This is a genomic window from Paenibacillus sp. AD87 (assembly GCF_001659845.1).
GTDB lineage: Bacteria > Bacillota > Bacilli > Paenibacillales > Paenibacillaceae > Paenibacillus > Paenibacillus marchantiae.
In genome coordinates, this window is record NZ_LXQN01000007.1 from 3,140,345 (window position 1) to 3,155,065 (window position 14,721).

At 48.1% G+C, this 14,721-nt stretch carries 13 protein-coding genes; 4 read left to right on the forward strand and 9 right to left on the reverse strand.

The genetic code is table 11. The features are described from left to right. Positions 1 to 53: 53 nt before the first annotated feature. The 6 genes from gpAD87_RS13540 to gpAD87_RS13565 form a co-directional block, all read right to left on the reverse strand. The gene (locus tag gpAD87_RS13540; RefSeq protein WP_064638851.1) at positions 54 to 1,226 is read right to left on the reverse strand and encodes a rhamnogalacturonan acetylesterase; all 1,173 of its coding nucleotides are present in this window, start codon (positions 1,224 to 1,226) and stop codon (positions 54 to 56) included. A 40-nt stretch (positions 1,227 to 1,266) separates the two neighbouring features. Then, positions 1,267 to 2,286, reverse strand: a complete 1,020-nt coding sequence (locus tag gpAD87_RS13545) for an alpha/beta hydrolase family protein (RefSeq protein ID WP_064638852.1) — start codon at positions 2,284 to 2,286, stop codon at positions 1,267 to 1,269. A 210-nt stretch (positions 2,287 to 2,496) separates the two neighbouring features. Beyond that, entirely contained in the window at positions 2,497 to 4,758 is a 2,262-nt protein-coding gene (locus tag gpAD87_RS13550) for an MMPL family transporter (protein WP_064638853.1), read from the reverse strand. Positions 4,759 to 4,799: 41 nt separating this feature from the next. Then, the gene (locus gpAD87_RS13555) at positions 4,800 to 5,954 is read right to left on the reverse strand and encodes a type III polyketide synthase (protein ID WP_064638854.1); all 1,155 of its coding nucleotides are present in this window, start codon (positions 5,952 to 5,954) and stop codon (positions 4,800 to 4,802) included. A 212-nt stretch (positions 5,955 to 6,166) separates the two neighbouring features. Further along, a complete protein-coding gene (locus gpAD87_RS13560; protein WP_064640913.1) occupies positions 6,167 to 6,787 on the reverse strand; it encodes a flavin reductase family protein in 621 nt (206 codons plus the stop codon). 145 nt (positions 6,788 to 6,932) lie between these two features. Continuing rightward, on the reverse strand, positions 6,933 to 7,928 hold the full coding sequence (locus gpAD87_RS13565) for an iron-hydroxamate ABC transporter substrate-binding protein (RefSeq protein ID WP_231952550.1): 996 nt from the start codon (positions 7,926 to 7,928) through the stop codon (positions 6,933 to 6,935). Between the two features lie 355 nt (positions 7,929 to 8,283). Here gpAD87_RS13565 and gpAD87_RS13570 point away from each other — a divergent pair, with 355 nt between their 5' ends. Beyond that, on the forward strand, positions 8,284 to 8,781 hold the full coding sequence (locus gpAD87_RS13570) for a hypothetical protein (RefSeq protein ID WP_197521418.1): 498 nt from the start codon (positions 8,284 to 8,286) through the stop codon (positions 8,779 to 8,781). Between the two features lie 131 nt (positions 8,782 to 8,912). Here gpAD87_RS13570 and gpAD87_RS13575 read toward each other — a convergent pair whose 3' ends face one another. Together gpAD87_RS13575 and gpAD87_RS13580 are read right to left on the reverse strand one after the other, a co-directional pair. Next, the gene (locus tag gpAD87_RS13575; protein WP_064638856.1) at positions 8,913 to 10,148 is read right to left on the reverse strand and encodes a multidrug effflux MFS transporter; all 1,236 of its coding nucleotides are present in this window, start codon (positions 10,146 to 10,148) and stop codon (positions 8,913 to 8,915) included. A gap of 41 nt (positions 10,149 to 10,189) precedes the next feature. Beyond that, entirely contained in the window at positions 10,190 to 10,936 is a 747-nt protein-coding gene (locus gpAD87_RS13580; RefSeq protein WP_063563616.1) for a GTP pyrophosphokinase, read from the reverse strand. Between the two features lie 243 nt (positions 10,937 to 11,179). On the opposite strand from gpAD87_RS13580, the gene gpAD87_RS13585 reads away from it, so the two are divergent. Together gpAD87_RS13585 and gpAD87_RS13590 are read left to right on the forward strand one after the other, a co-directional pair. Beyond that, positions 11,180 to 12,049, forward strand: a complete 870-nt coding sequence (locus tag gpAD87_RS13585; protein ID WP_082935123.1) for an alpha/beta hydrolase family protein — start codon at positions 11,180 to 11,182, stop codon at positions 12,047 to 12,049. Between the two features lie 133 nt (positions 12,050 to 12,182). Next, positions 12,183 to 12,908, forward strand: a complete 726-nt coding sequence (locus gpAD87_RS13590) for a YoaK family protein (RefSeq protein WP_231952552.1) — start codon at positions 12,183 to 12,185, stop codon at positions 12,906 to 12,908. 27 nt (positions 12,909 to 12,935) lie between these two features. Here the strand turns inward: gpAD87_RS13590 and gpAD87_RS13595 are convergent, their stop codons facing one another. Beyond that, positions 12,936 to 13,832: a LysR family transcriptional regulator gene (locus tag gpAD87_RS13595; protein ID WP_064638859.1), complete on the reverse strand. Its 897-nt coding sequence runs from the start codon at positions 13,830 to 13,832 to the stop codon at positions 12,936 to 12,938. A 138-nt stretch (positions 13,833 to 13,970) separates the two neighbouring features. Between gpAD87_RS13595 and gpAD87_RS13600 the strand changes: the two genes are divergently transcribed. Next, a complete protein-coding gene (locus tag gpAD87_RS13600; protein ID WP_064638860.1) occupies positions 13,971 to 14,675 on the forward strand; it encodes an O-methyltransferase in 705 nt (234 codons plus the stop codon). Positions 14,676 to 14,721 lie beyond the last annotated feature (46 nt).

Genomic DNA, 14,721 nt, shown 5'->3' on the forward strand with positions numbered 1-14,721 from the left:
CTTAGTCCAATCTATGTTCGTGGAGTAGCGGAAATAAGCTATATTTAATCCATTCAAAATCCATTTAGTCCCTGCCTTCTCAGATCAGCAGCAACGATTCGTGCAAGCTGGGCAGCACCATCACGATTCGGATGCAGCGTGTCTCCTGTCATATACAAGGCCAGTGTTGCAGCCGGTCCAATGGAAGTGAAATAAGCCGAACTGAGTTTGTTCAGTTCTACAAGCGTCACGCCCTCTTCCTGAGCCAGTGCACGTGTAGATGCATTGTACCAGCGATTCTCCGCAGTATGCACATTGGCTGAATTGAAATCAGTTGCCCGACCCTGAGGCGTCGATAAAATGACGGTGGCTCCTTTATTTTTGGCCTGACGGACCATGTCACGCATGATCTCCTTGAACTCTGCTTCGGTTGTATTGTTCTTGGCGTTGGTATCATTAATCCCTAATTGCAAAATAAAGTAGTCTCCTGGCTTAATATACTTCAAAATCGCTTCCATCTGTCCATCATCGCGGAAACCTCTTGCAAATTGACCACTAGAGGCCATATTGCGAACCTGAAATGTACTGGTATTCACGTAGGAAGGAAAAAGCTGTCCCCAGCCACCCTGTACACTGCTGCTGAGTGGATAGTAATTGCAGACCGTCGAATCGCCACCAATATAGATCGTACGGTTCGTCACCGTCTGATTCGATATTTTCCGGATTTCAAGTGCGCTGAGTGTAAATGCCGTGCCTTCCTTCCCTTCTGTTACCAGTAGATTTAACTGTCCATCCGTCACCGGAATTTGAAATTGATCGGTCGCCCCATTCCCCGTCATATTAATGATCTGGTATACGCCTTCTGCCGCCACACTCGATCTTGCAGTATTACCCAGGACCACTTTTACCTCATAGAGACCATTGGACAGATCCACATTAAACGTATTCGTACTCTTCGTGCCAAAGGTGACAAACTGAACGGCATCACTTGCAACGCCCGTTCCAGATGCAGATACATTACGCATATTAGCAGGTGTATTGAATCCATAACCTTTTGCTGAATTGTAGGCCTCCGTTGCTGATACACCAGTGTAACCATTCTCAACTGCACCAGCACCAAAATCAAATTTGTACTCATTCGCCGCAGCTTGGGCGACCTGTCCGCCATTAGCTGCCAGAGCACCTCCAATCAGACTAGTAAACAGGGTAAGACAGAGCAAATACCGCACGGATTTTGACCATTTCATAACTAAACTCTCCTCTCAAAGGTTCATTTGTATGATTGCCTTACAGAACGTTATCAAGCCAGTCATAGGCTTTCCCTCCGCTGATCTCATGGCCTCCTGTAAAAAAGTCTGCATCGAGCCATTTCTGTGCTCCCGCCTGTTCATAGATCTCTGTCAAACGTGCATAGGCTTCTTTTGCTGTTGGCAGCGGAAATACCTGATCTTCACTTCCAGCTTCAATAAATAGCGGCCTGGGTGCGATCAGACCTATGATATCCGGCAGCTCTGCTTCCCGCAGAATTCCTGGAATATAATTGTCGAGGCAATGATTTCTGTCCAATATGCTGCCCTGGAAAGTACTAGCGTAACCGCTCACCACAGCCGCACGGCACCGTTCATCCAATGCAGCAGTGAATGCTGTCACGAGTCCACCACCCGAGATGCCCATGCTGCCGATCCGCACTGGATCAGCTTCAGGACGGGTAGTTACGTAATCCAGCAAACGCATCGTTTCATAGATTCGGTGCCCGGCCAGGGTCTGCCCAGTCATGAGCAGATGGGCGGCAATTTTGGTACAGGAGCTAGCGCCGGGTGGTGCATCCCGATCCTCCTCCAGCCTTCGGTCACCAAATCCAAGCAATTCTGGAGCGGCAACCACATATCCACGCTGTACAAGGGCGACGGCGAAGTCTTTATGCAAGCCAGGCTCTCCTCTACGGGGTGAACCGTCGGGTTCCATGCCGGAGATCTCCCGGCTACCATACCCGTGTCCATGGCAGGCTATAATGGCTGGGCGTGATTCTTTGGTAGCGCTTACTAAATTCGGTATCAGCATATAGATAGGCATGCGCAACCCCGCGTAGGTCGTAATCTCAACCCGCTCACGAATGTAGCCATCACATGAGGTGCGTTCGAGCAATACGGGATTCAGCTCCGCCACCACGGATGGGAAACCACCCAGCCGATCTATAATCCGTGCTCGCAACTGGCTGCGCCATTGCTCAAGAGATTGACCCGTCTGGTACGCGGAGCGTCCACGCGGGCTTGTTTGTTTTTGCAGATAAGATTCAATATCCGACATTACCGTTCATCCCTCCTGTGGATTCAAATGATAGACGTATGTAAAAAAATATATGTTGGACTTGTCCAGTCTATTATAAATCACGGTACAGTCGGTGAATTGAACATTATTGCCTGTTTTGGGCTGAATTCACACTATTTTGATGAAAAAAAGGATATCCTCGCATACCTGATCTTCAGGCTCCGAGAACATCCTTCTTAATCCGACCTTTTATTCCCTGTGCCCTGGTAGCCACCAGTTCCATCTGCCCATCAATTTCATAAGTGCAGGTACCAGCACCAGGCGGATAATGGTTACATCAATGAACACCGCCGCTGTAATTCCGATTCCCAGCTGTTTGACACCCGCCACGTCAGCAAACGCAAAAGGCACAGTCACTGCCAGTAGAATCGCCGCCGCCGATGTAATCAGACGTCCGGTTGAAGCCAGTCCTTGCTGTACGGCCAGATCACTATCCCCTGTTCGTCTATATACCTCCTGGATGCGGGTCAGCATAAATACGCCATAGTCCATCGAAATACCAAAGACAAGCCCAGCAATGAACACGGGAATCATAATGGCAATGGCAGATGGCTCCATGCCAAAATGGCCCTGATTAAAGACCAGTACGAGCACGCCGAATGAAGCAGCCAAGCTGAGCAGATTCATCAGAATGGCTTTGATTGGAATGAGCAGTGACCGGAATGCTGCGAATAATACGAGATAATTCGATACCACAACAAACACCAGCACTTTGGGCAGTTGACCTGAAACTTCTTGCATGATTTCATGTTGCATGACTGCTTCTCCCCCATAACGCAGAGGTATGAAGGGAATGGAGTTAGCGCTGTCCTTTGCCCTTATCTGTTCGAGCCAGGATGCAGCCTCATCGGAACCCGGTGCTCCGTGAATAGTAGCCACAATACGAATAGAGTAGTCGGACACATATGAACGCAGCCATGCAGGCGGCTGAGATGTGGTTTCTTTCAGTGCTTCACGCAAAGATGGTGATAAGATGTTCATTTGAGATTGAATATAAGATTGAGATTGGCCTGAGAGCTTGTCCGGCAGCATGATCCCCCATGCGGACTCAACAGCCACCACATTCGAATCCTGCTGAAGCTCTTGCATTTTACTCAACGCCATTCGCCAATGAAATGTGGTCAACGGCTCTCCCGTTCCACCAATTACAATCTCTACAGCAGAGACGTTCTTTTGTCCGAAAATGCTCTGGATCTGCTCAGTCGCTTGGCGAGACTCCATTCTGCCAGGCAAGGAAGAAGCATCCGGAATGGCGATCTCTAACCGGGCAACCGGTAGAACAAAGAGAAGCAGCGCACCCGTTCCAAGCAGCGCCATCCGAACTGGCCGTTTCATAATCATGCCTGACCAGAATGACCAGATCGAACGTGAAGGCAATGATTGTTGATGCTGGCCCTGCTTTGAAGAGATGGAATTCCCGGAATGTTGTCTAAAGATTCGCACAGAACAGAGGGATAGAATGGCTGGCAGCAGTGTTATATTCAGCAGGACCGATATGACGAGCACGACAATGGCTCCCAGGGATACACTCAGAAACATCGGCAGTCTAATCCAGAGCAGACCGAGCAGCCCTAACAACACACAAGCAGAAGAAAAGAATACGGCTCTTCCTGCTGTTCGCAGCATTCTCTGGAGAACTTCCTCGGCCCTCGTACCTGTTTCTTCGCTATTCTGACCTCGCTGGAGTTCCTCACGGTATCTGCTGAGAATTATCAGAGCAAAGTCTATGCTGAGCGCCATTCCCACCATCGGAATAACGTTGATCACAAAGTTGGAGAGCGCCAGATGGTAACCCATCAGGGATGTAACTCCCATTGCCGTTATGACGCCGGATACTCCCATAATGACTGCAATCAGCGCTGCATAAAGACCTCTGAATGCAAAACACAAAATGACGAAGGCAAGCGGCAAGCCCACAACCTCTGCCCGTTCCAAATCGCGAAAACTGAGACGATTTACATCCTGCTGTACAACGGATTTCCCTGTTATTTGAATCGTTCCAGGACCGTCTGTTGTAAGCACGGAACGCAGCTGTTCAAGCGGCGGACCCATCTTGTGAGGCGGTACATCAAACGCCAGCAAAGCATAGGCCACATCCCCCCGCAGCATCCGGCTTCCACGTGCTTCAAGCGGAGAAATTATGGACGTTACACCTGACAGTGTGCGCACCTGTTGCAGACGATCTTTAATCCAGCCTCGGTATTCGGCGGGGGTAGTGCCTTTCTTTTTTTCAAATAAAAGAATAACCGGATCAGCAGGAACATGGAACTCTTTCTCCAGAATAAGCTCTACTGCATGAGCATCTCCCTGGTTCAAGTTCAATCCATGATCCTGAACAATACCAGGCAATTTCCATGCCCAGATGGCTGACATCCCGATGACAAACACCCAGCAGAGAATGATGAACCGCGGATATCGGCTAATGAGGACAGCAAGGCTGCGATAACCCATACCCAAGCTCCTCTGCTATCAGATTGGTAATTCCGTTTCTTTTAAATTGCGCCTTGATTCACTGGTTCTCTTTCTTCGACGGATGCAGGAACATAAGTAAAAGGAAGCAATTCGGCTGTTAATCCCGGTCCAAATGCAAGTGCTATTCCGCTGGAAGCTTCTTCATTTTTACGATAATCATCGCGGATGGCTTGTAAAACAAACAAAATCGTCACAGAGGATAGATTTCCATAATCCCGTAAAATGTTTCGGCTGTAAGCGACCTGTTCATCTGACAGCTGGTACAGCTTCTGCACCGCATCCACAATGCCTCTGCCTCCGGGGTGGATCGCCCAGATTTCTGGTAGATCGCTGCCGTTCAGTAATCGTTCAACCTCTGGACCAAGATGTAAACCCAGCAGCTTCGGAATCTGTGGCGAGAGATACAGATCGAAGCCGGTATTGCCCACTTCCCAGATCATCTCTTCCGAACAGTCTGGCAGCAACACGGAATGCCCGCTACCCAATCTGAACAGTTCTTTGCGTCCTGTTCCGGACAGGCCCACAACACAGGCAGATGCGCCATCACCGAAGAAGGAGGCTGCGAACAGGTCATCCCGCTTAGCGGAAGGCTGAAAATGAAGGGTGCACAGCTCCACACATACGATAAGAACTGTAGCGTCTTTCTCACTCGTCACAATTGAATTTGCTAACTGTACAGCTTTCAGACCAGCGGCGCATCCCTGGAACACAAGCGGAATCCGGTTAATACGCGGCGATAGTTCAAGCTGCTGAATCAGCCGAACATCGAGACCGGGCAGGAATTGCCCTGTGCAACTGACGGTAATGAGATGTGTAATCTCTGAAGTCGAAACGATGGCATCCTCGAGTGCCTGACGCGCTGCCTGGATTCCAAGCGGAACGGCTGCTTCCTTATATTTGGCCATACGTTCGGCAGTGGTCGGAACGTTCTCCGCCTGGGTAAAGGGCAGATAACGGCAAGACTCTACTGGCTCCAGCAGGTTCGGCTCACATGAATAACGCGTCTCGACACCACACTGGTTGAATATTCGCTTGGCCCATCGTCTGGAATCCGGTTCATGCTCCAGCGCTTGTGCGAGCCGAGCAGACACATCCTTTTGCTCAATGCGGTGAACAGGCAATGCCGTTCCAATTCCTATGATACTTGCGGCTACGGTTCCATCAAGTTGGTTCATCGGCTCCAACCTCCTTATATATAAATGGGTTCTTGTCACATGTGCAGGATATAGTACAAGTCTATTCAGGGCTTGCCCCCTTTATGTTCACGAAACAAGCAAAGGCGGACAACATATGCGAATTCCGCACATGTTGTCCGCCTTATTAAACGACGATTATTATTATCTTATCCGGACCCATTCTTCAATAGATCGTTCAGCCTGCTCCACTGCTACTCCGGCCTTACCACCGTAAATCTCTCGCCAAGTTTGGCATAGTCATTTCCAGCCAGTCTGCTAATCGGTTTCAGCTGATCCATCAATATATATTTGGTGGCAGGATCATACACGTTCTCACTGAAATGGTATTGTACAATGCGAACCAGAAGCAAATCACTCACAGGTTTTCCCTCATCGTTCGATATCAGTATATGCTGATACAACTTACACTCCATCCGAATGAGTGCTTCCTGTATTGCTGGTACGGAGACCACCGTACTTGGTACAGTCGTTAGATTTGTCCGTTCCAGCTCACTTTCGTGGGGCTCCAGCATGGCAGCAGTCTCGTTCATGTCAAGAGCGATCGATTCATCACAGATATGTACTACCAGTTCTTGCAAGGAAAGCACATTGCGAGCCGTATCTTTCATAACGCCATCCTTGCGACCGATGGAGATGGATAATATCGGCGGGTCAGAGCTGACTATATTAAAAAAACTAAAGGGCGCTGCATTAATGACGCTGCCATCATGAGAAAGTGTTGTCACAAATGCGATTGGGCGCGGTACTACCGAACCACTCATCAGTTTATAGTTATCTCTCCCCGACAATTCTCGCGGATCCAAAGTATGCATCATTAGCTATCCCCTTCCGTAATTGTAAAACGATAATCACGAGCTTCACTTCATTAGTTATTATATATCGTAAAATGTTGAAATCACAAAAAACTCCCTGGTGCTCATCGCACCAAGGAGTATACACATTCGGATTTGATATCTATTATTTTAAAATACTGTTCTGAATGTCTTCCATAATTTGAAGGTTCGCTTGAACTCCACTATACAACCAGCTGCTCGAACGGGTAAATTCGAATAAGTTACCATTTTTCACTGCTGGGATGCTTTGCCATACCGGATCTTTCAGTGCTTCTGAACCAGTACCTTCATCACTATTCACAAAGAACAAGTAGTCTACATCCATTTCTGCCAATTTTTCCAGCGAGATGGAAGACCAGTTACCTGTCGCATTAGCAGAGATTTCTTTCACAACTTCAGGCTCAGCAAGACCCAGTTCCTTGTACATCACTTCACCACTGGATACATTGTCACTTACGATGAAGAATTTGCCGCTAACCAACCAAATGGCCGCTGCCGATTTCGTTCCACCTGTAACGGTATTGATTTTCTCCTTGATTTCTGTGGCTTTCACTTCGTAATCATCCAACGCTTTTTGTGCTTCATCGCCTTTATTCAGAATTTCGCCGATTTTCAGCAGCGCTTTGCGCCAGTCGCTGTTGACCTCGTCGCCAAGTACATAAGTAGGCGCGATCTTGCTGTATTGTGCGTATTTCTCGCCTTCAACCACACTTTCGGAACCGATGATAATCAGATCCGGGTTGAAGCTTGTTACTGCTTCGAAAGGAAGATCGAAGGCAATCGTTGGAATGCCGTCCAGATCTTTTTGCAGATACTCCTGGATTCCGTTGGCTACGGACCATTGGGCAACTGGCTTAACGCCAAGTGTAACCAGATTATCTTCCAGATACGAAGCGATGATACGCTCCGGATTTGCAGGGATTTTCACTTCGTGACCCATTGCATCTGTCAATGTACGTTCTGTCGGAGCTTCTGTCTGTGTCTCTGTCTCCGTTGCTGTATTGTTCTCTCCTGCTGCTGTACCGTTGTCTGCTGGCTTCGATCCGCATGCTGCCAGCCAGATGGACATGACCATTACAGTGATCAGAAGCATGACCATTTTTTTATTTTTCTTAAACAAGTGACTATCCCCTTTCAATATGAACACCTCAATGGAATGAGTTGTTATGACAGACTTAGACGTTTATACATTATTCGTGCATATAATACTGGTATGTACTTTTGTCCAATTCCATTGACAATGATAATTGTTATCAACGAAGTTGTCAATGCAGCTTTTGCCTTTTAAGGTCGAAAGCCCTTCATTCGAACAATTCACATTTAGGCGGATGCCGCCATAAGCTAATTCCAGAATACGATGACAGGAAGGATGTTCGTACATGGATTACGTTTATAACATCTATTCAGGATATGATGAGGATCGTTCGTTTCAATTGCCCCCACTATTCCCAGGAGGCGCTCCAGGAGGTCAGCCTATGCCAGGTTTTCCGGGATCACCAGGTTCCTATCCCCCATTCATTCCCGGCGGAGGTAGTGGCGGTCAACCTCCTTACTTTCCTGGGGGCGTACCCGGTACGGCACCGGGGGTGCCCGCTCAGCTATCACAAGGTAATCTGCCTACCCTTCTAAGCGCTTATCCACGCCCGGTAGGTCAGCCCCCGGCTGAGATGGTTTTTCTGTATAACCTGATCAAAAGCAGCCCTGGTCTTCTACCGCTATTTATCCAGCAACAACCACAGAATCTGACCCAGGCTGTTCAATTTGCTCAATCAGGAGTAGCAACGCCTCGTGATCCTGAGCAACGTGTACTGCAAAATTTCTGTTATAACCGCTGGTCTCTCGTGTTCACATACAATGACGTTTACTTAATGTGGCCATCCACCAATCTGTTCGGTTTTGTCATCGGTTACTTCTATCCGTTTCTGACTCCAGGTATCCTTCTCAATACACAGATTTTGTTTGCTCTCTGCTAAAGCACGTTCAAACATAGAACAAGCGCCACAGTTGGAGGACAGAACCTTCCAATTGGAGCGCTTTTTTATGGCTACATTATTTCTTATTATCAGCAAGCATTTATCTAATCACAGCAACAATGCAATACATTTCACGCCAGGCGTTTTTTACCCTGACGTTTACCGTTCTTGCCTACCATAACAACGTAAATCAGCAATGCACCAAGATCCGCACAAGCGATTACAATGCCCATTGGCACAGCTGTGCCTTCTCCTCCAAGACCTACAAGCGGAGCGACAATACCACCAAATAGGAACGTCATAACCCCAATAAGTGCTGATGCACTGCCTGCTGATTTCTCTTGATTAGCCATCGCCAGTGAGAAGGAAGCCGTATTGACCAGCCCCACACTGGATACCACGAGAAATAACGGGATCAGGACCGAAATCAGATTACCTCCTGCCAGAATGGCGATGAGCAGCGATGTTCCTCCCAGAGCAGCAGTTATCAGTCCTGCGATTAACAGACGAGTTTCAGATACTTTACCCGCAAGTCTTCCGGCAATCTGACTTGCCAATATGATGCCCAGACCGTTAATGGCGAAACAGATACTGAACATTTGCGGGGAAATGCCATATATTTTCTGAAGCACGAACGGCGAACCCGATATGTAGGCAAACATACCAGCAGATACAAACCCTTGGGTTAAAGCATATCCCATGAACAGGCGATCCCCTGCAATTTTGCGGAATGTAATCAGCGTCTGCTTCAGTCCTCCGCTAGATCGTCGCTCTGCAGGCAGTGTCTCTCCAAGACCAACCACGACAGCAACTAAAGTCAAAACCCCGATGATACTCAGCAAAATAAATACACCGCGCCACGACGTATACGCAAGCAATTGCCCACCGATAATTGGTGCAGCAATCGGTGCGACCCCATTAATCAGCATTAAGAGGGAGAAGAAACGTGTTAGTTCCGGCCCGGAATACACATCCCTCACCACTGCACGCGAAATGACAATTCCCGCAGCTCCCGCTGCACCCTGAATGAAACGCAGCGCAACAAAAGAGCCCATCGTTGGGCTGACCAGGCAGAGTATGGAGGCGATCGTATAGAGAATAAGACCTGCAATCAGCGGCGCACGACGACCACGTACATCACTTAGAGGTCCAGCCAGCAGCTGCCCTGCGGCCAGTCCGACCATACATGCCGTTAGACTGAGCTGGGCATAAGAAGTGGATGACTGGAATTCATCGGCCAGTGTAGGCAGTGCTGGCAAATACATATCCAGGGACAGCGGCCCAAAGGCCGACAGTGTCCCCAGAATCAATGCCATACGTACACGGGATGTAGAATTGGTGCTTAATGAAGCTGGTGTACTTTTCATATGAATAACATATTCCTTTCCCTGCGGTAGTTCACGTTTCCTTATTGTTCCCCGTTTCCTAACAGCTTGAGCAGGTTGGAAGGTAGCGTGAACTGTTGATTGTTAATGATAATACGGCGTAGTTCTTCTTCATCCCGCTCATTCTCGGCGTCCTTGATCTCCTGAATCTCCCGGTGCAGTCTCTCCATTTGTTGATCCAGTGCGTTGGCAGAGTCTGCTGCACTTTTCAGTTCTTTCGTTAAACGCTCGGGAACATCTTTATTGTATTTATAAAAGATTTTATGCTCCAGGCTCGCCCAGAAATCCATCGCAATCGTACGAATCTGGATTTCCACACACGCCCGCTCCTGTCCATTAGACATGTAAACAGGCACCTCAACCAGAAGATGAAGGCTCTGGTAACCGTTTGGCTTCGGATTCTGGATATAATCTTTCACTTCCAGCACACGCAGGTCACTTTGATTGCACAGCATATCCTTAATCCGGTAGATATCGGAGATAAAGGAGCAGGTAATTCGCACACCCGCGATATCCTTAATATTTTCCTTGATGCTTTCAAAGGTTAACTCGTGATTTTTGCGGAACATCTTGTTCATGATGCTCTCAGGTGACTTTAATCTGGATTTCGTATGTTCGATCGGGCTGTAATCATGCAGGGACTGAAATTCTTCCTTCAGCACCTCGATTTTGGTCTCCATTTGATCCAAAGCAAATTTATAAATCATCATAAATCTCGTAATTTCATATTTAAATTTCTTGAATTGATCAATCGGATGTGGAGCGTTCATCATGGTTTTCTTCCTTTCTTCGTGCACACTAAAGTTAGTTTTATAAATACGAGGACAGAGGTCAATTCACATGTCTCCTGAACCATTATAAATCATATGGAGCCAATAAACGAATTTCTCGCACCGAACGGCTGTTGCTGGAGGAAAGGTATGGGAACCTCGTTTAGGCGCATCCTAAAGAAGAATCATGGTCAATTGGCACGCCATTTCCGATGAAAGAGGTCGATCCCCCTGCTCTATCATGTGACGTATTCGTCCGATGCGCTTCGGGTAAAAGGCTATTTATGCCTGCCTGACGGCTGCTTCTTACCCGCCTTCTCGCCGTTAGAAAACACTCATAGCAGCCCTGCCTTCCAAGGCTTCACCGTAACGCAAGAATCCATGCAAATGCAACAGCTCGCAAGCCGCTACCCTCCTGTAGAACAACACACCATGGACGGTATTGATGCACGTTGGCCGGTTCTGATCTATTGCCGCGGTGGGTTGGGCAACTATGGTGGGGTAAATACCGCTTGGCTGGAGCAATTTGTCCATAAAGGTTATATCGTGTTCGCTCCATCATATCGTGGTAACGAAGGTGGCGAAGGACGTGACGAGTATGGCGGACGAGATGTCGAAGATGTACACGCCGCTTACCGACTTGTGCAAGAGTGGCCCTTTGCCGATACGAAGCGAATTTCAATGATGGGATTTTCGCGTGGAGCCATTAATGCCGTACATACAGCAACAACCTACAATGAAGGACCTCAGCAGGTACATAAACTGGTGCTTTGGAGCGGTGTCGCCGATGTGGAACGCACCTATCATGAACGAACCGACTTGAGACGTACTTTGAAAAGGGTGCTTGGAGGTTCGCCACGTTCAGTTCCGGAAGCTTATCTCGCCCGTTCTCCCTTGTCGAAGGCACACAAACTCCATTGTCCTGTGCTGATCATGCATGGCACGTCTGATACGCAGGTGAATTACAGTCATGGAACCCGGATGTATCATTGGCTGAAACGTAGAGGTGCCAACGTTACATTTCATGCTTATGGGGGACAGGATCATCGTTTTCAGGAGAGGATGCATGAGGCGGCAGTGAACAATATGTTTGACTGGCTTGCAGCACCTTAGCTGCAGAGTAGGCATGATTTAAACAAGTTTGCTGCTATGGGAAATTGGGCTTGCATCATAAACTTCATTTTGAAGGATCATGCGTTGTGGATGTATACTGGAGGGGTTACGTTTTTGGAAAGGACGGATGATTATGAATCAAAATACCCTCCAAAAGTACGCAATGCTGCTGTTATGCATGTCTGCCGGAATGGTTGATGTGATCGGATACCTGGGACTAGGGCATGTGCTTACAGCCAATATGACGGGTAATATTGTGCTACTGGGGATCGCGATTGCCCGTGCTCAGGAATTGGTTGTGCTGCGTGCACTCCTTGCCCTCATTGGTTTTATTGCCGGTAATGCCATTGCGGCATACATGATCGGACATGTGCAGACGAAAAATGGCTGGTCTTCCCGGGTCACAGCTGTGTTCACTGTAGAAAGTATATTGCTTCTGCTCTTTGCCATCGCTATGATCAGTCCTTATTCGGAACAACTATCCTATTTGCTGATTGCCATGCTGGCCACCGCCATGGGGATGCAAACGACTGCGGCACGCCGCATTGGGATTGCCGGTATCTCAACGACCGTGCTTACCAATAATCTGGCCGCCGTGGTTGAGGATGCGGTAAGCATCCTTCAGCGACTGCGACACGCCAATATCCGCTCGCTGGTCAAAGCGCTATCAGCAGATGCATACCTTCGCGCAGGTGCCGTTGTGATCTATTTGGGCGGCGTTATTCTAGCTGCGATGTTGTTCCACCACGTACCCATGATGGCAGTCTGGATACCTGTTCTGATCGTTGGAGGAGTCACCCTGTATGCACGGTTATACTCCAGAGGAACAACCAAAGCAGCGCCGACGGATGACATTTAAAGTTAGCTCTCATGCCATTATTGAGATTCATTTCATTAATGATGCTTCCTGTCTGATGAGTTCAACCAGATGCTGTGCGGCAGGAGATAACACTTCCCCTGCTCGTGTACAGACGGCTACGGTGTTTTTCAACTGTACACCTCGAACGAATACACGTGCCAACCTGCCCTGTTGTACATCTTCCTTTACGACCAGAGAAGAAATAAAGTTGGCTCCATAACCTGCCTTCACCGCACTAATCGTTTCGTTCAACCCATTGAACTGAAGCGCAATGCGGGGAGCGGTCAGGTTATTTGTTGTGCAAAGAGAGACCAGACGCTCCCGTGTAGCGCTGCCTTCTTCACGCATAATGAAAGGCTCTGCCACCATCTCCCGAAGCTCAATTTCCTTTCCCGCATAGGGATGATCGGGATGTACCACAAACCACATTTCATCTTCAAACAATTCGTCCCAATGAACACCTGAATGTGTAATGCCACTTCCACCATAAACCGCAATCTCGGCCTCATAACGCAGCAGTTGGTCAAAAGCCATCCGAGTATTGGTTGTGCTCACAACCAGATCCACATCCTCGTGCATTTGCTTGAAACGGGCAATCCAGCCCGGAAGCAGAAAATTCGAGGGCAAATAGGTTGCGGTAAGACGAATCATCCCTTTCTTGCCTGTACGAAAATCCTGCACAAAGTTCTCGACATCCTGCTCCAGCATGAACAGACGTTCCGCGTAGCCTGTTAATTGCATTCCAGCATCGGTAAGAACCAGTCTTCTCCCCTCCGAAGCAAATAGTTGAATACCCAATTCCCGCTCAAACTTCTTCACCTGAGAGGATACCGCTGGCTGGCTAATGTTGAGTTCTTCCGCCGCACGCGTGACTCCTCCATATCTCACGATGGCATGAAACAATCGTAATCCGTGCAAATTCAACCGCAACACCTTCTTCATTTGAAGTATATAATCTAAAGTTATATTAACATACATAATATATATTTTATTTATGTATTTGTTCCCTTTATAGTTGAAGTATGAAATCCAATACATGCAATCGGAAAGGAACATGTAACGATGAACAATGTGAATGGTTCTACTCAACAGCAAACCTGGAGTCAAGTCGACGACTATTTGAACACCTTATTAATCCCCTCGGATCCCCTGCTGGAGCAGGCACTACTTACCAATGCGGAAGCCGGCTTGCCCGCTCATGATGTAGCACCTAATCAAGGGAAATTGCTTCAGCTCCTGCTTCAAATACAAGGCGCAACTCGTGTGTTGGAAATCGGGACGCTTGGCGGATACAGTACGATCTGGATGGCTAGAGCCCTTCCCGAACACGGACGTATCGTCACACTGGAAGCAGATCCACGCCATGCAGAGATGGCACGAACCAACATCACGCGTGCAGGACTTATGCACAAGGTTGATCTTCGAGTAGGTCCTGCCCTGACTACTCTTCCCGACGTTCAGGAAGAGTACAGAGAACCCTTTGATTTCATCTTCATCGATGCTGACAAACCGAGTAATCCAGACTATTTGCGATGGGCGCTGCGTCTGGCTCGTCCGGGAAGTCTGATTATTGGTGACAACATCGTCAGGGACGGTGAAGTTATCAATGCAGACAGTAAGGACAACAGAGTTCAGGGCGTTCAGTCATTCCTGAAATTAATTGCAGATAATCCACGTCTTGAAGCTACCGCACTGCAGACTGTAGGCACTAAAGGCTACGATGGATTCGTGATTGCCCGAGTGCTGGAATCCCCTACTGCAAAATAAACAGTGGTCAATTCTTCCGCAAATCCCCCATTCCTGTTAAACTAAA

What these genes read in the sequence shown, in the direction of transcription:
- gpAD87_RS13550 (WP_064638853.1), bottom strand. Translation starts at nt 4,758, where the DNA reads ATGGGTTATCGCAGCCTTGCTGTCCTCATTAGCCGATATCCGCGGTTC.
- gpAD87_RS13590 (WP_231952552.1), top strand. Translation starts at nt 12,183, where the DNA reads ATGAATCAAAATACCCTCCAAAAGTACGCAATGCTGCTGTTATGCATG.
- gpAD87_RS13560 (WP_064640913.1), bottom strand. Translation starts at nt 6,787, where the DNA reads ATGCATACTTTGGATCCGCGAGAATTGTCGGGGAGAGATAACTATAAA.
- gpAD87_RS13555 (WP_064638854.1), bottom strand. Translation starts at nt 5,954, where the DNA reads ATGAACCAACTTGATGGAACCGTAGCCGCAAGTATCATAGGAATTGGA.
- gpAD87_RS13580 (WP_063563616.1), bottom strand. Translation starts at nt 10,936, where the DNA reads ATGAACGCTCCACATCCGATTGATCAATTCAAGAAATTTAAATATGAA.
- gpAD87_RS13540 (WP_064638851.1), bottom strand. Translation starts at nt 1,226, where the DNA reads ATGAAATGGTCAAAATCCGTGCGGTATTTGCTCTGTCTTACCCTGTTT.
- gpAD87_RS13570 (WP_197521418.1), top strand. Translation starts at nt 8,284, where the DNA reads ATGCCAGGTTTTCCGGGATCACCAGGTTCCTATCCCCCATTCATTCCC.
- gpAD87_RS13575 (WP_064638856.1), bottom strand. Translation starts at nt 10,148, where the DNA reads ATGAAAAGTACACCAGCTTCATTAAGCACCAATTCTACATCCCGTGTA.
- gpAD87_RS13600 (WP_064638860.1), top strand. Translation starts at nt 13,971, where the DNA reads ATGAACAATGTGAATGGTTCTACTCAACAGCAAACCTGGAGTCAAGTC.
- gpAD87_RS13545 (WP_064638852.1), bottom strand. Translation starts at nt 2,286, where the DNA reads ATGTCGGATATTGAATCTTATCTGCAAAAACAAACAAGCCCGCGTGGA.